Genomic DNA, 17143 nt, shown 5'->3' on the forward strand with positions numbered 1-17143 from the left:
AGCGGGCGTCAGGCCAGTGCCTTGTCCAGCGCCCGCTCGATTTCACCCTTGATGGTGCCGCTCATCATCGACAGCATCATGCCGAGTTTCAGCTCCACGCGGATGCTGTCTTCGCCAATGTGCACGCTGCCGTTTGCCCCGCTGCGTGCCACGTCGACACGGTCACCGTTCCAGGTGGCCTTCAGGTCGTATTCGCGGCTGAGCTTGTCGACCAGCGCTTCGGCCTTGGCCCGGGCGGCATCGCGGCCGAGGGAGTGTTTGCGTTCGACGCTGATCTGGGTCATGCGGGTGTTCCTGAAGATGAAGACATAATTGGCATTATGCCCGCCCCTGCCCACTGGCACACCCCGCCAAGACAAATCCGCCCGTTCGCCCTAGAATGGCGGTAATTTTTTCCGGTGAAGCGATATGAACGACCAGCGCAAAGGCGACCACGCCGAACCCACCACCCACTTTGGCTACCAGGACGTCCCTGAAAGCCAGAAGGCGAAGAAAGTCGCCGAAGTGTTCCACTCGGTGGCAGCCAAGTACGACCTGATGAACGACGTGCTGTCCGGCGGCATGCACCGCCTGTGGAAGCGCTTTACCATCGAGCTGTCGGGCGTGCGCAGCGGTAACCGGGTGCTGGACATCGCCGGCGGTACCGGTGACCTGGCCGCCAAGTTCTCGCGCCTGGTCGGCCCGACTGGTCAGGTGGTGCTGGCCGACATCAACGACTCGATGCTCAAGGTTGGCCGTGACCGCCTGCTCGACCGTGGCGTGGCCGGCAACATCGAGTTCGTGCAGGCCGACGCTGAAAAGCTGCCGTTCCCGGACAACCACTTCGACTGCGTGACCATCGCCTTCGGCCTGCGCAACGTCACCCACAAGGACGAAGCCATCCGTTCGATGCTGCGGGTGCTCAAGCCCGGCGGCCGCCTGCTGATCCTGGAATTCTCCAAGCCGACCAACAAGCTGATGTCCAAGGCCTACGATGCCTACTCGTTCGCCTTCATGCCGCTGGCTGGCAAGCTGATCACCAACGACTCGGAGAGCTACCGTTACCTCGCCGAATCGATCCGCATGCACCCCGACCAGGAAACGCTGAAAAGCATGATGGTCGAGGCCGGTTTCGACCGCGTCACCTACCACAACATGACCAGCGGCATCGTTGCCGTGCACCGGGGGATCAAACCCTGATGCTGCTGGCCGGGCTGCTCGCCAGCGTCGAACATGGCCTGAACCGCGTCCTGCGCATGGACAGCACCGCCCTGCCGCGGCTGGCTGCACTGGAAGGCAAGGTCATCGAGATCGACTGCCGCCAACCGGCCTTGCAGGTGTTCATCCTGCCCGATGAAGAAGGCCTGATGCTCGCCGCCCACTGGCAAGGCGAGGTCGACTGCAGCCTGCGCGCACCGGCCGGCAGCCTGGCGCAACTGGCCCTGGCCCGGGACAAGACCGCCGTGCTGCACAGCCCGCAGGTCGAACTGCATGGCGACAGCGCCGTGCTGCTCGACCTGTTCGGTGTATTACAGGACCTGGAGCTGGACTGGGAGCACGAGCTGCAACGCTGGCTTGGCCCGGTCGCAACGGCCATGCTGGCCGGCCATATCCGCCTGCGCGCACGCTGGACCCGCCAGGGCCTGGCGCGTTTCAGCCAGAACCTGTCCGAGTACCTGGCCGAAGAGTCCCGCACCCTGGTAGGCAAGCGTGAAGCCGAAGCCGCCTTCAGCGAACTCGATGCACTGAAGCTCGATACCGAACGCCTCGAGGCGCGCCTCAAGCGCCTTTCCCGATCCCTTGATACCAGCGATAACGCATGAAGCTGCTCGCCGTCCGCCGTCTTTTTCGCATCCAGCGTGTGGTGATCCGCTACCGTCTCGATGACCTGCTGTTCGACCTGCCGCTGCCCTGGTGGCTGATGAGCCTGCGCCTGCTGATGCCCTGGCGCTGGCTGCCGCGCAAGCCGTCCGAGCTGAGCCGCGGCGCGCGTCTGCGCCTGGCACTGCAGGACCTGGGGCCGATTTTCATCAAGTTCGGCCAGTTGTTGTCCACCCGCCGCGACCTGCTGCCCAACGACATCGCCGATGAGCTGATGCTGTTGCAGGACCGTGTACCGCCGTTCGACCCCAAGCAGGCCGTGGCACTGATCGAGGCACAGCTGGGCGCCCCGGTTGCGCAGCTGTTCAGCCGCTTTGACGTAGAGCCGCTGGCTTCGGCCTCGGTCGCCCAGGTACATGCCGCACGCCTGAAAACCGGCGAAGAAGTGGTGGTCAAGGTGGTGCGCCCGGGCCTGAAGCCGGTCATCGCCCAGGACCTGGCGTGGCTGTTCCTGATCGCCAAGGCCGCCGAGCGCGCCTCGGCCGATGCCCGCCGCCTGCACCCGGTGGAAATCGTCGGCGACTACGAGAAAACCATCTACGACGAGCTCGACCTGCTGCGCGAGGCTGCCAACGCCAGCCAGTTGCGGCGCAATTTCGAAGGCTCCGAGCTGATGTACGTGCCCCAGGTCTACTGGGACCTGTGCCGCCCCAAAGTGCTGGTGATGGAGCGCATCTACGGCGTGCCGGTGACCGACATGGCCACCCTGGCCGACCAGCGCACCGACATGAAACTGCTGGCCGAGCGTGGCGTGGAGGTGTTCTTCACCCAGGTGTTCCGCGACAGCTTCTTCCATGCCGACATGCACCCAGGCAACATCTTCGTCAGCACGGTCAAGCCGTGGAGCCCGCAGTACATTGCCATCGACTGCGGCATTGTCGGCAGCCTGACGGCCGAAGACCAGGACTACCTGGCGCGCAACCTGATCGCGTTCTTCAAGCGTGACTACCGCCGCGTCGCCCAACTGCACATCGACTCGGGCTGGGTGCCGGCACACACCAAGGTCAACGAATTCGAAGCGGCGATCCGCACCGTGTGCGAGCCGATCTTCGAAAAACCGTTAAAGGATATTTCCTTCGGCCAGGTGCTGATGCGCCTGTTCCAGACCGCGCGGCGCTTCAACATGGAAGTGCAGCCGCAACTGGTGCTGTTGCAGAAAACCCTGCTCAACATCGAAGGCCTGGGGCGCCAGCTGTACCCTGACCTGGACCTGTGGAGCACCGCCAAGCCATTCCTCGAACGCTGGATGCGCGACCGCTACAGCCCCAAGGCCGTATTCGGCAACATTCATGGCCAGGTCGAGCAATTGCCGCACCTGGCCAACATGGCCCGCGACCTGCTCGAACGCCTGTCGCAGCCGCACCTTCACGACCCGCAACTGCCGGAACGCCGCCGCCAGGGTGACCGCTGGGCCCTGCGCCTGCTGGGCGCCGGCCTGCTCGGTGGTGGCGCGGTGCTGGCCGCGGGCGCTGCCGAGGCTGCCAGCCTGGCCGCCCCTGCCGCCTGGCCAGCCTGGCTGATGCTGGCCGCGGGCGTTTACCTGATCGTGCGCCAATAGCCAGCCGCTCGCGTGGCTGGCACACTAGCGCAAAGGGCCCGGTACAGGAGCGGGCCGTTCTGGAGTCGACAATGAAAGACTGGCTGGACGAGATCAAGTGGAACAGCGATGGCCTGGTACCGGCAATCGCCCAGGACCACAAGACCGGACGCGTATTGATGATGGCGTGGATGAACCGTGAATCGCTGGCACTGACTGCCGCTGAGCAACGTGCCATCTACTGGTCGCGTTCGCGTGGCAAGCTGTGGCGCAAGGGCGAGGAGTCCGGGCATGTGCAGAAGCTGCATGAACTGCGCCTGGACTGCGACGCCGACGTGATCATCCTGATGGTCGAGCAACTGGGCCATATTGCCTGCCATACCGGCCGTGAAAGCTGCTTCTACCGCGTCTTCGAGGACGGCCAGTGGAAAGTCGTCGACCCGGTCCTGAAAGACCCGGATGCCATCTACAGCGCAGGACACTGACATGAGCGACACCCTCAACCGCCTGGCCGAAGTGCTTGAAGAACGCAAGCAAGCGGCGCCCGACAGCTCGTACGTGGCCAGCCTGTACCACAAGGGCCTGAACAAGATCCTTGAAAAGCTCGGCGAAGAGTCGATCGAGACCATCATCGCCGCCAAAGATGCGGCCGTGAGCAAGGATTACAGTGATGTCATCTACGAAACCGCCGACCTGTGGTTTCATAGCCTGGTGATGCTCAGCGCGCTGGGCCAGCATCCGCAAGCCGTGCTGGATGAGCTGGACCGCCGCTTTGGGCTGTCCGGGCATGATGAGAAGGCCGCACGCCAGCCTTCTGCCTGACGTTTAATCGGGGCGCCTGTGGGAGCGGGCGCGCCCGCGAAAGATGCGACGCGGTGCATGGCACCGGCTGTGCCGGTGTTCGCGGGCATGCCCGCTCCCACAGGGGCCGCGTTGCCGGATCGATTTGCTGTACACACATTTTTCAGGAGTACGAAATGGGTATCTTTGACTGGAAACACTGGATCGTCCTGCTGGTAGTCGTAGTCCTGGTGTTCGGCACCAAGAAGCTGAAGAACTTCGGCAGCGACCTGGGTGAGTCGATCAAGGGCTTCCGCAAGGCCATGAACGACGAAGAGAACAAGCCGGCCGAGCAGACCCCTCCGCCTGCCCAGCCCGTGCCGCCGGTGCAGAACACTGCCCAGCCACAGCAAGGCCACACCATCGAAGGGCAGGCCCAGCCGGTCCAAGAGCCGCAGCGGAAAGACTGACCCATGTTCGGCATCAGTTTCAGCGAGCTGCTGCTCGTCGGCCTTGTCGCCCTGCTGGTGCTCGGCCCCGAGCGCCTGCCGGGTGCCGCGCGCACGGCAGGCCTGTGGATCGGCCGGCTCAAGCGCAGCTTCAACAGCATCAAGATGGAGGTCGAGCGCGAAATCGGTGCTGACGACATCCGCCGCCAGTTGCACAACGAGCACATCCTGCAAATGGAAGAGGAAGCCAAGCGCATCCTCAACCCGATGACGCCGCCGGCGCAGCCTCCTGTGACCACGGCCAGCGTGCAGCCGCCTGCCGGGCTTGAAGCCAGGCCGGTCGACATCCCAGCCGCCCCGGCCACACCTTCTGAACCGCCTCAACCACCGCGAGCCCCATGAGCGAGAATCCGGAACACGACCAGCCCATGCCGCTGGTTTCGCACCTGACCGAACTGCGCACCCGCCTGTTGCGCTGCGTTGCCGTCATTTTCCTGATCTTTGCCGGGCTGTTCTCCTTCGCCCAGCAGATCTACACGCTGGTCTCGGCGCCTCTGCGCGACCACTTGCCGGCCAACGCGACGATGATCGCCACCGACGTGGCCTCGCCGTTCCTGACGCCGTTCAAGTTGACCATGATCGTGTCGCTGTTCCTGGCGATCCCGTTCATCCTGCAACAGATCTGGGGCTTTATCGCACCCGGGCTGTACCGCCATGAAAAGCGCATTGCCATTCCGCTGCTGGTGTCGAGCATTCTGTTGTTCTACGCCGGTATGGCCTTTGCCTATTTCCTGGTGTTCCCGCTGATGTTCAAGTTCTTTGCCGCCGCCACCCCGGCAGGCGTTGCAATGATGACCGACATCGCCAACTACCTCGACTTCGTGATGACGCTGTTCTTCGCCTTTGGCGTGGCCTTCGAAATCCCGGTGGCGGTTGTGCTGCTGGTGTGGATCGGCGTGGTCGACGTGAAGTACCTGAAGAAGATCCGCCCTTACGTGATCATCGGCTGCTTCGTGGTCGGCATGGTGCTTACCCCGCCAGACATCTTCTCCCAGACCTTGCTGGCCGTGCCCATGTGGCTGCTGTTCGAGGTCGGCGTGCTGTGCGGCAGCCTGATCCGCAAGCGTAGCGCCCACGACGAAGAAGCCAACGACCACAACGACCAACCACCAGCGACCCAACCGTGAATCTGTTGCTCCTTGAAGAGGCCGACTTCGTCTCGGCCGACCGCGTCGTTCTCGCTGACCGGCGCTTTACCCACATGCAGGAAATCCACCGTGTTGCGGTGGGCGATAACCTGCGCGTGGGCCGCGTCAACGGCCTGATGGGCAAGGCCACGGTGCTGCGCCTGGAAAGGCACGAAGCCGAACTTGAAGTGGCCTTCGACCAGCAGCCACCGGCCAAGCTGCCGCTGACCCTTGTGCTGGCCGTACCAAGGCCCAAAATGCTGCGCCGGTTGTTCCAGACCGTCGCCACCCTGGGCGTGCCACGGCTGATCCTGGTGAACAGCTACAAGGTCGAGAAAAGCTTCTGGCAAACGCCGTTCCTGCAGCCGCAGAGCATTCGCGAAAACCTGATCCTGGGCCTTGAGCAGGCGCGTGACACGGTGCTGCCTGAGGTCATCATCGAGAAGCGCTTCAAGCCCTTCGTCGAAGACCGCCTGCCCGCCATCGCCGACGGCACCCTCGGTCTAGTCGGCCACCCAGGCCCCTACCCCGCCTGCCCGCGCGCCGTGGAGCAGGCCGTAACCCTGGCAATTGGCCCCGAAGGTGGCTGGATCCCCTACGAAATAGAACTGCTCGGCAAGGCTGGCTTGGCACCGGTACAACTGGGTGATCGTATCCTGCGGGTAGAAACCGCCGTCACTGCGCTGCTTTCGCGTATTTTCTGACGTAAACGTCACTTTCTCGGCCATCAAGTTTCCCCCTCCCGGGCCGATGGCCTTGGCAACACTACAACTATTTGTGCTGCCAAGCCGCCCGGGAGTCGTACATGTATCAATGGTTAGCCCAATCGCTGGGCAATGTGAGCGTCAACCGCAAACTTGGGCTGGGCTTCGGCCTGGTGCTGCTGTTGACCTTGGCCATCACCCTGACCGGCTGGCACGGCATGGACAGCATCATCGACCGTGGCGACAAGCTGGGGAACATCTCGGTGATCCACCAGTACACCCAGGACTTGCGTATCGCTCGCCAGCACTATGAACGCAACCGCGACAACGTAGCCGTGGCAGAGCTGGAAAAAGCGTTGGACGATCTGGAGCGCCAGATCCAGCTGATGCTTGGCCAGATCGAAAAGCCCGACGACCAGCAACGCCTCCAGCAACAGATGACAGCGGTGCGCCACTATCGGCAGGCGTTCGCTGACCTCAAGCAATCGGCTGCCGACCCCGACGCGACGGAGCAGGCCTTACGGCGCATGGCTGAGCAAGGCACGGTACTCTTGCAGACCAGCCAGGCGATGACAGCCTCACAAACCGCAGTGCGAGACGCCGGCGCAGCCCAGGCCAAAACCCTGCTCGCTGCGGCCACTGCGCTGGCCCTGGCCCTTGGGCTGCTGGCCGCCTGGGCCATTACCCGGCAGATCATCATTCCGCTACGCCAGACCTTGCGTGCCGCAGAGCGCGTGGCCAATGGCGACCTGACCCAGAGCCTGCCGGTGCAGCGCCGCGACGAACTGGGCCAGTTGCAGGCCAGCATGCAGCGCATGACCCAAGGCCTGCGCGAGCTGATCGGCGGCATCGGTGACGGGGTAACGCAGATCGCCAGCGCCGCCGAACAGTTGTCGGCCGTCACCGAGCAGACCAGCGCGGGGGTCAACAACCAGAAGGTCGAGACCGACCAGGTGGCGACCGCCATGAACCAGATGACCGCCACTGTGCACGAGGTGGCACGTAACGCCGAGCAGGCCTCGGAAGCGGCCCTGATGGCCGACCAGCAAGCCCGTGAAGGTGACCGGGTGGTGGGCGAAGCTGTCGCGCAGATCGAGCGCCTGGCGGGCGAAGTGGTGAACTCCAGTGAAGCGATGAACCAGCTCAAGGCCGAAAGCGACAAGATCGGCAGCGTACTCGATGTGATCAAGTCGGTGGCCCAGCAGACCAACCTGCTGGCCCTGAACGCGGCGATCGAGGCCGCCCGTGCCGGTGAAGCCGGGCGTGGTTTTGCCGTGGTCGCCGACGAAGTGCGCAGCCTGGCCCAGCGCACCCAGCAGTCGACCGAAGAGATCGAAGAGCTGATTGCCGGCCTGCAAAGTGGCACCCAGCGGGTGGCCAGCGTGATGGACAGCAGCCGCCAGTTGACCGACAGCAGTGTCGAGCTGACGCGCCGAGCGGGCAGTTCGCTGGAGACCATTACCAGGACGGTGTCGTCGATTCAGGCGATGAACCAGCAGATTGCCACGGCAGCAGAAGAGCAGACGGCGGTAGCCGAGGAGATCAACCGCAGCGTTATGAATGTGCGGGACATTTCCGACCAGACATCGGCGGCCAGTGAAGAGACAGCCAGTTCAAGCGTGGAATTGGCCCGGCTGGGCACCCACTTGCAGGGGCTGGTGGGGCGGTTCAAGCTCTAACCTGAGGGGCGGCTTGCCTGTGCTGGCCTCTTCGCGGGCATGCCCGCTCCCACAGGTATCGCGCAGGTTTCACGGGCTGCGCAGTACCTGTGGGAGCGGGCGTGCCCGCGAAGAGGCCGGTGCGGTTACAGCACCTGGCGCAGGAACGCCTGCGCACGTGGATCCTTAGGTGCATCGAAGAAGGTCTGCGGCGAGGCATCTTCCAGCAGCTTGCCGTGATCAAAGAACAGCACCCGATCAGCCACTTCACGGGCAAAGCCCATTTCGTGGGTAACGCAGACCATGGTCATCCCTTCCTGGGCCAGGGTCTTCATCACGTCCAGCACCTCGCCGACCATTTCCGGGTCCAGTGCAGAAGTCGGTTCATCGAACAGCATGACCTTGGGCTCCATGCACAGGGCGCGGGCAATCGCTACACGCTGCTGCTGGCCACCGGAAAGCCGTGAGGGGTACTCGTTGGCCTTCTGTGCAATGCCGACCTTTTCCAGCAACGCCCGGGCCTTGGCCTCACGGTCCGCCTTGTTGCGCTTGCGCACCACCTTCTGCGCCAGGCACAGGTTTTCCAGCACGGTCATGTGCGGGAACAGGTTGAAGTGCTGGAACACCATGCCGACTTCGCGGCGGTAGGCGTTGATGTCGGTCTTCGGGTCGGCCAGTTGCAGGCCGTCGATGGCTACAAAGCCTTCGTCGAAATGCTCCAGGCCGTTCAGGCAGCGCAGGAAGGTCGACTTGCCCGAACCCGACGGGCCAAGCACTACCACCACTTCGCCCTTGGCGACCTGGGTGGTGACGTTATCCACAGCCCGCACCACATGGCCACGGGTATCGAAGACTTTCAGCAGGTCACGGACTTCAATCACTTTGCGCAAGCCTCCGCTCAAGCCGGCTGGCAATGTGCGACAGCGGCAGGTTGATCAGCAGGTACAGGCCTGCCACGCAGAACCAGATCTCGAAGGTCGAGAAGGAGGTGGTGATGGCCTCGCGGCCGCTCTTGGTCAGCTCGGTGATGGCGATCACCGAGACCAGCGAGGTGTCCTTGACCAGGCTGATGAACTGGCCGGCCAACGGCGGCAGTACGCGCTTGAACGCCTGCGGCAGGATCACATGGCGCATTGACTGGCCAGCGTTCAGGCCCAGCGAGCGGGCGGCTTCGTTCTGGCCCTTGGCGATGGACTGCACGCCAGCACGGACGATTTCGGCTACATAGGCGCCGGTGAACAGCGCCAGTGCCGCCACGCCGGCGAACTCGCGTGACAGGTTGAGCACGGTGCCGATGAAGAAGTAGAAGATGAAAATCTGCACCAGCAGCGGCGTGCCGCGCACCAGTTCGACATAAACGGTCGACAGGTCACGCAGGGTCGGGTTGTTCGACAACCGGCACAACCCGGCGAACAGACCAATCACCAGGCCCAACGCCCCGGATACCACCGACAGCCACAGCGTGGTCCACAGGCCCCAGGCCAGCGGGCCGGCGGCCCAATGGCGGGTTACACCGATCTGGTCGCCTTCGGCAACATCGTCGCCACGGCTCAGTTGCAGGCTGTCCTTGGCCACGTCGAGCACTTGCTCATCGCCGTTTTCGTCCTTCAGCGTGACGCGGGCGTTATCGCCGGAGATGACAATTTCCTGAACGGTGCCGTAACCGGCAGCACGCTGGGTGTCTTCAGCCTTGTAGGCGAAGTACTGCGGTACGCGGTTCCAGCGCCACTCGTAGGACATCATTGAGGTGGCCAGGTACAGGCTGACTGCCAGGCCCACCAGCACCAGGGCGGTCAACCCGTGCCAGGGCCACTGGGCTTTCTTGTGTTTGATCACGTGGGGTACTTCCGTAAATGCGAACGCGCAGGGTTTGCCTGCGCGTCTGGGTCATAAAGCCGGGCTTTTGGCCTGGGCCTTATTCCATTTCCTTCAGCCAGTCCTTGTTCTTGAACCACTTGTCGTGAATACGATCGTAGGTCCCGTCATGCTTGATCTGGTGCAGGAAGTTGTTGATGAAGTTGATGCTGTCGTAGTCGCCTTTCTTCAGGCCGAAGGCCAGCGGCTCGTAGGTGAAAGGTTCTTCGAGGAACAGCAGCTTGCCAGCGCCGGCCTTCTCGACCGCTACCACGTTGTACGGCGCGTCATAGACAAAGGCGTCAGCCTTGCCGTTGACCACATCCATCACCGCTTCCTGCTCGTTGTCGTAGCCGTGGTACTTGGCTTTGCCGATCAGCTTCTTGGAGACCATTTCACCGGTAGTGCCCAGCTTGGAGGTCAGGCGGTACTTTTCGTTGTTCAGGTCTTTGTACGACTTGATCTCGCCAGCCAGCTCCTTGCGGATCAGCAGGGTCTGGCCAACCACGATGAAGGGTTCGCTGAAGTTCAGGCGCAGGTTGCGTTCCTGGGTCAGGGTCATGCCGCTGCCGATCATGTCGAACTTGTCGGTCAGCAGGGCCGGGATGATGCCGTCATAGGCGGTGGAAACAGCCTCGAACTTCACGCCCATGGACTTGGCCATGGCCTTGAGGATATCGACCTCGAAGCCGATGATCTCACCACGCTTGTTGGTCATCTGGAACGGCATGTAGGTCGGGTCCATGCCCACCTTCAGGGTGCCGCGCTTGACCGCGTCATCGATGGCGCCTGCCTGGGCCGCAGTTACAGCGACCAGGGCGGTTACACCGACCATCAGCCGCGAAAGGTATTTCTTGATCATCACCAAGTCCCCTAGCAAGAAAAGTAGCGAATCTTATTGTGTTGGCACGGCCGTACCGGCCTATGCGTCGTATCGGAATGGGATGCTAACGCATGGCGGCTCGGGGACCTAGCGCCGGGGGGGACTTTGTTGGCCAAAATCGGCCTGGGCCCTGAAAAGCTTCGCGGGCACGCCCGCTCCCACAGGGATCTGCATTTCCCTGTGGGAGCGGGCGTGCCCGCGAAGAGGCCCGGTCAGGCGCCGACGAGTGTCGGCTGGCCTTCGTTTTCCGGGTGCAGCGGCAACAGCGGTGAATGCGGGTCGTTCTTGATCGACGCACGCCACACATCGATCCACGCTGCATTGTGCTCTGCCCACACCTGCTCGTGCAGGCGGGTCAGCGCCACCGGGTCGCTGAGCAGAGCCAGGCGGGTATTGAGGTCCAGCCCTTTCGGCCCGACCTCCATCGCCTTGGCCACACGCTCGGCACGCAGCGCCTCGATTGGCGCCGCCTGACCATGACGGGCAGTGGCCATGGCACAGGCCAGGGCGTTCTGCCGCGGGTCGACCACGGCCCGCACGAAGCCGTCATGCAGGGCATGCCAGCGGTTTTCGTGGGTGTACTGGTCAGTGGCCAGCAACTCCTGCGGCGTGGCGTATTCCTCGGGGATGAGGAACAGCTTCTCGTCCTTGGCCGCCAGGCCCAGGCGGGTGCGGCTGGAGATCACCGAAACCGGAATCGACAGCACCAGCGAACCCACAATCGGCGCCAACCACCACAGGAAGCTTGGGTTCAACCAGGCCACCAGCCCAGCCCAGGCAATGCCCAGCAGGGTTTGCGGGCCATGGCGACGCACAGCCTCGCTCCACGGTGTGGAGTCGTCGTCACGCTGCGGCGAGTTCCAGGTGGCGGCCCAGCCGAGGAACGCGGCCAGCACGAAGCGGGTGTGGAAGATCATGCGCACCGGTGCCAGCAGCATGGAGAACAGCATCTCCATCAGCATCGACAGGGTCACCTTCACCCGCCCACCAAACTCGACGGCGCCCTTGGCCCAGATCAGGATGATGCTGAGCAGCTTGGGCAGGAACAGCAGCACGATGGTGGTGGAGAACAGCGCCACGGCCTTTTCCGGGTGCCACTGCGGCCACAGCGGGTACAGCTGGTACGGCTCGATGAAGTACTGCGGCTCCATCAGGGTGTTGGTCGCCAGCAGCGCGGTCGACAGCACCAGGAACAGGAACCAAAGCGGCGCCGACAGGTACGACATTACCCCGGTGAGGAACACCGCACGGTGCACCGGGTGCATACCCTTGACCAGGAACAGGCGGAAGTTCATCAGGTTGCCGTGGCACCAGCGGCGGTCACGCTTGAGCTCGTCGAGCAGGTTGGGCGGCAGTTCTTCGTAGCTGCCCGGCAGGTCATAGGCAATCCACACGCCCCAACCGGCACGGCGCATCAGCGCAGCTTCGACGAAGTCGTGGGAGAGAATCGCACCGGCGAACGCGCCCTTGCCCGGCAACGGCGCCAGGGCGCAGTGCTCGATGAACGGCTTCATGCGGATGATCGCGTTGTGGCCCCAGTAGTGCGACTCGCCCAGCTGCCAGAAGTGCAGGCCGGCCGTGAACAGCGGGCCGTATACGCGGGTGGCAAACTGTTGCATGCGTGCGTACAGGGTGTCCATGCCCGAGGCTTTCGGCCCGGTCTGGATGATACCGGCGTCCGGGTTGGCCTCCATCAGGCGCACCAGGCTGCTCAGGCATTCGCCGCTCATGACGCTGTCGGCGTCGAGCACGACCATGTACTTGTACTCGCCACCCCAGCGACGGCAGAAGTCGTCGAGGTTGCCGCTCTTGCGCTTCACCCGGCGCCGGCGGCGGCGGTAGAAGATGCGGCCGAAGCCTTTGGTTTCGCGGCACACGTCCAGCCAGGCCTGTTGCTCGGCCACGGCAATGTCGGTGTCGTTGGTGTCGCTGAGCACGAAGAAGTCGAAACGGTCGAGGTTGCCGCTGGCGGCCACCGACTCGAACGTTGCGCGCAGGCCGGCGAACACGCGCGGCACGTCTTCGTTGCAGATCGGCATCACCAGCGCGGTACGCGCCTCGGGCGCAATCGGCTCGTTGCCGGCGCTGCTGCCCGAAATCTTGTATTTGTCACGCCCGGTGAGTAGCTCGAGGAAGCCCATGAGCGCGGTCCAGAAGCCCGCCGACACCCAGCAGAACAGGATGCCGAAGAGAATCAGGATGGACGTCTGCAAGGCATATGGCCACACCTGGACGACGGTCTGCCACAGTGACTGGTTGACGATTTCGTCCATGTCGACGAACGACCAGCCCTGGTACGGCAGGATGCCCTTCATGTACCAACCGGCGACGATGGTCTGGCCGATCATCAGGGCCAGCAGGATGTAGCGGCGGATCGAGCCGACCGTGCGCCAGCGCGCCGGCGGCAGCTCACGCTTGGGCGGCTGCGGGGCATTGGTGCGGCCGGTCATGCGCCGCCACATGCGGATCAGGACGTTGGTGCGCCACGGCTCTGGCACCACTTTGGTGCGCTTGATTGGTGGGGCGATCTTCAGGCACAGGCGGCCGCTGCCGTCGACGCCGAGCATTTCGGCGTCTTCCAGCTCGGCGGCGCTGCCCACGGTCAGGCGTGGGCCTACCGAGGCCTGCACGGCCTCGGCAGCGTCGACGGCCGGGTTGGCCGCCAGGCGTTGGTGCAGCTCACTGAACGACGTGCAACTGGCGAGCTCCGCCCGTTGCTCGTCGCTCAGTGGTAGGTGAGCCAGGTACTCGCCAAGCGATACTGGCCTTGCGCTTGAGTTACTCATCGGCAGGCAACTGATAGCTCCAGGTCTCGGTCAGCACCTTCTCGGTGGTGGCCGGGGCCCCATTGGTGGGCGCCGCATCGGCGGCAGGTTGTTCGGCCTTGGCAGGTTGCTCGGCCTTGACGGCTTTCTCCGCCTTGGCATGCTTGGCTGCGGCCTTGTCCTGCTTGGCTTCCTGGGCAGGCTTGGCGGGTTCGACCGGCACATCACGCACCAGCGCGGCACGCATTTCAGTCGATTTGTTGGCTTCCTTGACCTTCAAGCGCAGGGTCAGGCGCCAGCCTTTGGTCTCTGGGTTATAGCGCAGATTGTTCTCGACCACCTCGGCGTTGTCGTCCACGCTGATCTGGCTGCGCACGGCGGCATCTTCCGGCAAGGCGGCCAATGCCGGGCCGGTGAAGTCGACCAGGAAGGCCACGCTGCCGTCTGGCTGGCGGATCAGGTTGGACTGCTTGACGTCACCGGTGGAACGCAGGGTCTGCTTGACCGAGCCCAACTCAGGCGCCTGGAACTTCGCCTCGTTGATGGTCCAGTGCAGGCGGTAGGCGTACTCGAACGGCTTGCCCGGTTCCGGCAGCTTTTCCGGGCTCCAGAAGGCAACGATGTTGTCGTTGGTTTCGTCGGCAGTCGGAATTTCGACCAGGTCAACGGTACCTTTGCCCCAATCACCCTTCGGCTCGATCCAGGCGCTTGGGCGCTTCTGGTAGTTGTCGTCGAGGTCTTCATAGTCACTGAAGGCGCGCTGGCGCTGCATCAGGCCGAAACCACGCGGGTTCTCGACACTGAAGTTGCTCACGGCCAGGTGTTTCGGGTTGTTCAGCGGGCGCCAGATCCACTCGCCATTGCCGGCATGAATCGACAGGCCTTCGGAATCATGCAGGGCCGGGCGGTAGTTGAGCACCTTGGACGGCTGGTTGGGGCCGAACAGGTACATGCTGGTCAGCGGGGCAATACCCAGGCGGCTGACCTGGTCACGCAGGAAGACCTGGGACTGTACGTCGACCACGGTATCGTTGCCCGGGCGCAGGGTCAGCTTGTAGGCACCGGTGGAGCGCGGCGAATCCAGCAGGGCGTAGATCACCAGGTGCTTGTCGGCCGGTTTGGGTTTTTCAACCCAGAACTCGGTGAAGCGCGGGAACTCCTCGCCCGACGGCAGCGCGGTGTCGATGGCCAGGCCACGGGCCGAAAGGCCGTACACGTGGCCCTTGCCGACCACGCGGAAGTAGCTGGCGCCAAGCAGGGTCATGATCTCGTCCTGCTTGTCGGCCTTGTTGATCGGGTACAGCACGCGGAAACCGGCATAACCCAGGTTCTTGGTGGTTTCCGGGTCGTGTGGCACGTCACCGAACTCGAAGCGGCTCGGGTCGTACTTGATTTCTTCGACCTTGGTGGCGGTGACCTCGTTGATCTTCACCGGGGTATCGAAATGCATGCCCTGGTGATAGAACGACAGCTTGAACGGGGTCTTGTCGTTGGCCCACTCGGCCTTTTCCTGCAGGAAATGGATTTTCTGGTAGTCCGCAAACTTCATGTCGCGGAATACGGCCGGCAGGTTGCTTTTAGGTGCTTCGTACTTCTGGCCGGCCAGATCCTTTGCCTTGGCTGCAACATCGTCAAGATTGAATGCCCACAGCTGGCCCGCGCTCATCAGGCCGACCAGTGCCACACTGGCCATCAGGGCCTTGCGCAGCCCGGTGCCGGGGATTCTTGATGCTTTTTGGGGACTAACAATCACGAGCAACCCTCGCCGAAAACAGATCATGAAACCAACGGCCAGCGACAAATGCCGGGTTGGCGAGCACTGTTCGGACCCCGTGAGGGCGTAATGATTCCCCAAACGGATCCAGACAATGCTCGAGTCAGAGTGAAACGAACCTGCGAACGCAGGTCCATGCAGCGCGCGATTATCCAGCAGGTCGCGTGACAACGCATCAGGCTGGAACAACTATTTATCGTACAAAACCCCTTGTTTTCCTATAAACAAAGGGTTTTTTGACCTCATATTTGTAACATAAATGTTACGGGGCCATCATTCACCAGGTGAACCTGCATGTCTGCACCAAATTGGCCGCTGGCCACGTCGGCATGCCGGGCCTTCGCCTGCTGCAAAAGATAGTCGAACAACTCGGCGCCCAGGGCCGGTGGCGCAGCCGTCGAGAAGCTCGGGCGCATGCCGTTGCGGGTGTCTGCCGCCAACGTGAACTGCGACACCAGCAACAAACCGCCGCCGACATCCTTGAGCGACAGGTTCATCTTGCCCTGTTCATCGCTGAACACACGGTAGTTCAGCAGCTTGTGCAACAGTTTATCGGCCTGTTCACGGGAATCTTCAGGCTCGACGGCCACCAATACCAGCAAACCCTGGTCAATGGCCCCGACCACTTCCCCCGCCACCTCTACCCGTGCACCGCGCACGCGCTGCAGCAAGCCCCTCATGCTTCTTCCAGGGGCAGGTCGAGCAGGCGCCGGGCCATCTGGTCGGCGGCGCGCACCAGAGCGTCAGTGATACCAGGCTCGGAAGCGGCGTGGCCGGCGTCGCGGATCACCTTGAGCTCACTGTTCGGCCAGGCCTGGTGCAGCGCCCAGGCGTTGTCCAGCGGGCAGATCACGTCGTAACGACCGTGCACGATCACCGCCGGCAGGTGGGCGATTTTCGGCAGGTCGCGGATCAACTGGTCAGGCTCGAGGAAGGCGTTGTTCATGAAGTAGTGGCATTCGATCCGGGCAATCGACAATGCGCGTTGCGGCTCGGAGAACCGGTCGACCACCAGCGGATTGGGGCGCAGGGTGGCCGTGCGGCCTTCCCAGGTGGACCAGGCCTTGGCGGCGTGCATCTGGGCGATCTGGTCGTTGCCGGTAAGGCGTTTGTGGAAGGCGGTGACCAGGTCGCCGCGCTCTTCCGGGGGAATCGGCGCGATGTAGTCCTGCCAGTAGTCGGGGAACAGGCGGCTGGCACCTTCCTGGTAGAACCACTCGATCTCCTGCGGCCGGCACAGGAAGATGCCACGCAGGATCAGGCCGTGCACGCGCTCGGGGTGGGTCTGGGCGTAGGCCAGGGCCAGGGTGGAGCCCCACGAACCGCCGAACAGCACCCATTTGTCGATGCCAAGGTGCTCGCGAATGCGCTCCAGGTCCTCGACCAGGTGCCAGGTGGTGTTGTTCTCCAGGCTCGCATGGGGCGTGGAGCGGCCACAGCCGCGCTGGTCGAACGTGATGATGCGGTACAGGTTGGGGTCAAAGTAGCAGCGGCTCTGGGCGTCGCAGCCAGCACCCGGGCCTCCGTGGATGAACACCACGGGTAGCCCCTCCGGCGAGCCGCTTTCGTCGACATACAGCACATGCGGCGCTTCCACGGCCAGATCGTGCCGGGCGTAGGGTTTGATCTGCGGGTAGAGGGTCTGCATTGCGCACTCCGTGTGAGGATATTGACTGCCGTTGGGCATCATAA

18 protein-coding genes are annotated in these 17143 nt (G+C 63.3%); 10 read left to right on the plus strand and 8 right to left on the minus strand.

Annotated features, from left to right (window positions below; genetic code table 11):
• Nucleotides 1–8: 8 nt before the first annotated feature.
• Nucleotides 9–284, minus strand: coding sequence for a polyhydroxyalkanoic acid system family protein (locus tag ACFY9W_RS04460; protein ID WP_016712430.1), 276 nt, complete (start codon nucleotides 282–284; stop codon nucleotides 9–11).
• 124 nt (nucleotides 285–408) lie between these two features.
• Here ACFY9W_RS04460 and ubiE point away from each other — a divergent pair, with 124 nt between their 5' ends.
• From ubiE to ACFY9W_RS04510, 10 genes are all read left to right on the plus strand, one after another.
• Nucleotides 409–1179, plus strand: coding sequence for a bifunctional demethylmenaquinone methyltransferase/2-methoxy-6-polyprenyl-1,4-benzoquinol methylase UbiE (ubiE, locus tag ACFY9W_RS04465; RefSeq protein WP_346645069.1), 771 nt, complete (start codon nucleotides 409–411; stop codon nucleotides 1177–1179).
• Nucleotides 1179–1802, plus strand: a complete 624-nt coding sequence (locus ACFY9W_RS04470) for an SCP2 sterol-binding domain-containing protein (protein ID WP_391126318.1) — start codon at nucleotides 1179–1181, stop codon at nucleotides 1800–1802. Before ubiE ends, ACFY9W_RS04470 begins: the two co-directional genes overlap by 1 nt.
• Nucleotides 1799–3418: a ubiquinone biosynthesis regulatory protein kinase UbiB gene (gene ubiB, locus ACFY9W_RS04475; RefSeq protein ID WP_391126321.1), complete on the plus strand. Its 1620-nt coding sequence runs from the start codon at nucleotides 1799–1801 to the stop codon at nucleotides 3416–3418. Before ACFY9W_RS04470 ends, ubiB begins: the two co-directional genes overlap by 4 nt.
• 71 nt (nucleotides 3419–3489) lie before the next feature.
• Nucleotides 3490–3882 carry a phosphoribosyl-AMP cyclohydrolase gene (hisI, locus tag ACFY9W_RS04480; protein WP_391126324.1) on the plus strand — a complete coding sequence of 131 codons (393 nt, stop codon included), beginning with the start codon at nucleotides 3490–3492 and terminating at the stop codon, nucleotides 3880–3882.
• Between the two features lies 1 nt (nucleotide 3883).
• A complete protein-coding gene (locus ACFY9W_RS04485) occupies nucleotides 3884–4219 on the plus strand; it encodes a phosphoribosyl-ATP diphosphatase (RefSeq protein WP_391126327.1) in 336 nt (111 codons plus the stop codon).
• Nucleotides 4220–4374: 155 nt separating this feature from the next.
• On the plus strand, nucleotides 4375–4647 hold the full coding sequence (locus ACFY9W_RS04490) for a twin-arginine translocase TatA/TatE family subunit (protein WP_167068300.1): 273 nt from the start codon (nucleotides 4375–4377) through the stop codon (nucleotides 4645–4647).
• A 3-nt stretch (nucleotides 4648–4650) separates the two neighbouring features.
• A complete protein-coding gene (gene tatB / locus ACFY9W_RS04495) occupies nucleotides 4651–5028 on the plus strand; it encodes a Sec-independent protein translocase protein TatB (RefSeq protein WP_391126330.1) in 378 nt (125 codons plus the stop codon).
• Entirely contained in the window at nucleotides 5025–5813 is a 789-nt protein-coding gene (gene tatC / locus ACFY9W_RS04500) for a twin-arginine translocase subunit TatC (protein WP_012274575.1), read from the plus strand. The genes tatB and tatC overlap by 4 nt, the downstream gene beginning before the upstream one ends.
• Nucleotides 5810–6517, plus strand: coding sequence for a 16S rRNA (uracil(1498)-N(3))-methyltransferase (locus ACFY9W_RS04505; RefSeq protein WP_391126333.1), 708 nt, complete (start codon nucleotides 5810–5812; stop codon nucleotides 6515–6517). Before tatC ends, ACFY9W_RS04505 begins: the two co-directional genes overlap by 4 nt.
• Nucleotides 6518–6618: 101 nt before the next feature.
• Nucleotides 6619–8196 (plus strand): methyl-accepting chemotaxis protein, encoded by a 1578-nt coding sequence (locus tag ACFY9W_RS04510; RefSeq protein WP_391126336.1) that lies wholly within the window; start codon nucleotides 6619–6621, stop codon nucleotides 8194–8196.
• Between the two features lie 125 nt (nucleotides 8197–8321).
• Here ACFY9W_RS04510 and ACFY9W_RS04515 read toward each other — a convergent pair whose 3' ends face one another.
• The 7 genes from ACFY9W_RS04515 to pip form a co-directional block, all read right to left on the minus strand.
• A complete protein-coding gene (locus ACFY9W_RS04515) occupies nucleotides 8322–9056 on the minus strand; it encodes an ATP-binding cassette domain-containing protein (RefSeq protein WP_391126659.1) in 735 nt (244 codons plus the stop codon).
• Entirely contained in the window at nucleotides 9049–10011 is a 963-nt protein-coding gene (locus ACFY9W_RS04520; RefSeq protein ID WP_391126339.1) for an ABC transporter permease subunit, read from the minus strand. Before ACFY9W_RS04520 ends, ACFY9W_RS04515 begins: the two co-directional genes overlap by 8 nt.
• A gap of 79 nt (nucleotides 10012–10090) precedes the next feature.
• Complete coding sequence (locus tag ACFY9W_RS04525) at nucleotides 10091–10888, minus strand: transporter substrate-binding domain-containing protein (protein WP_391126662.1); 798 nt, start codon at nucleotides 10886–10888, stop codon at nucleotides 10091–10093.
• Between the two features lie 236 nt (nucleotides 10889–11124).
• On the minus strand, nucleotides 11125–13698 hold the full coding sequence (gene mdoH / locus ACFY9W_RS04530; RefSeq protein ID WP_391126341.1) for a glucans biosynthesis glucosyltransferase MdoH: 2574 nt from the start codon (nucleotides 13696–13698) through the stop codon (nucleotides 11125–11127).
• Entirely contained in the window at nucleotides 13691–15430 is a 1740-nt protein-coding gene (locus ACFY9W_RS04535; RefSeq protein ID WP_391126344.1) for a glucan biosynthesis protein, read from the minus strand. The genes mdoH and ACFY9W_RS04535 overlap by 8 nt, the downstream gene beginning before the upstream one ends.
• Nucleotides 15431–15693: 263 nt before the next feature.
• The gene (dtd, locus tag ACFY9W_RS04540; protein ID WP_013974555.1) at nucleotides 15694–16131 is read right to left on the minus strand and encodes a D-aminoacyl-tRNA deacylase; all 438 of its coding nucleotides are present in this window, start codon (nucleotides 16129–16131) and stop codon (nucleotides 15694–15696) included.
• Nucleotides 16128–17099, minus strand: coding sequence for a prolyl aminopeptidase (pip, locus tag ACFY9W_RS04545; RefSeq protein ID WP_391126347.1), 972 nt, complete (start codon nucleotides 17097–17099; stop codon nucleotides 16128–16130). Before pip ends, dtd begins: the two co-directional genes overlap by 4 nt.
• Between the last annotated feature and the right edge of the window lie 44 nt (nucleotides 17100–17143).

Origin of the sequence: Pseudomonas sp. NPDC008258, assembly GCF_042956345.1 — a bacterium.
GTDB lineage: Bacteria > Pseudomonadota > Gammaproteobacteria > Pseudomonadales > Pseudomonadaceae > Aquipseudomonas.

Excerpts from the sequence above, each read along its gene's own strand:
- ACFY9W_RS04460 (WP_016712430.1), bottom strand. The coding sequence starts at position 284 with ATGACCCAGATCAGCGTCGAACGCAAACACTCCCTCGGCCGCGATGCC.
- ubiE (WP_346645069.1), top strand. The coding sequence starts at position 409 with ATGAACGACCAGCGCAAAGGCGACCACGCCGAACCCACCACCCACTTT.
- ACFY9W_RS04470 (WP_391126318.1), top strand. The coding sequence starts at position 1,179 with ATGCTGCTGGCCGGGCTGCTCGCCAGCGTCGAACATGGCCTGAACCGC.
- ubiB (WP_391126321.1), top strand. The coding sequence starts at position 1,799 with ATGAAGCTGCTCGCCGTCCGCCGTCTTTTTCGCATCCAGCGTGTGGTG.
- hisI (WP_391126324.1), top strand. The coding sequence starts at position 3,490 with ATGAAAGACTGGCTGGACGAGATCAAGTGGAACAGCGATGGCCTGGTA.
- ACFY9W_RS04485 (WP_391126327.1), top strand. The coding sequence starts at position 3,884 with ATGAGCGACACCCTCAACCGCCTGGCCGAAGTGCTTGAAGAACGCAAG.
- ACFY9W_RS04490 (WP_167068300.1), top strand. The coding sequence starts at position 4,375 with ATGGGTATCTTTGACTGGAAACACTGGATCGTCCTGCTGGTAGTCGTA.
- tatB (WP_391126330.1), top strand. The coding sequence starts at position 4,651 with ATGTTCGGCATCAGTTTCAGCGAGCTGCTGCTCGTCGGCCTTGTCGCC.
- tatC (WP_012274575.1), top strand. The coding sequence starts at position 5,025 with ATGAGCGAGAATCCGGAACACGACCAGCCCATGCCGCTGGTTTCGCAC.
- ACFY9W_RS04510 (WP_391126336.1), top strand. The coding sequence starts at position 6,619 with ATGTATCAATGGTTAGCCCAATCGCTGGGCAATGTGAGCGTCAACCGC.
- mdoH (WP_391126341.1), bottom strand. The coding sequence starts at position 13,698 with ATGAGTAACTCAAGCGCAAGGCCAGTATCGCTTGGCGAGTACCTGGCT.
- dtd (WP_013974555.1), bottom strand. The coding sequence starts at position 16,131 with ATGAGGGGCTTGCTGCAGCGCGTGCGCGGTGCACGGGTAGAGGTGGCG.
- pip (WP_391126347.1), bottom strand. The coding sequence starts at position 17,099 with ATGCAGACCCTCTACCCGCAGATCAAACCCTACGCCCGGCACGATCTG.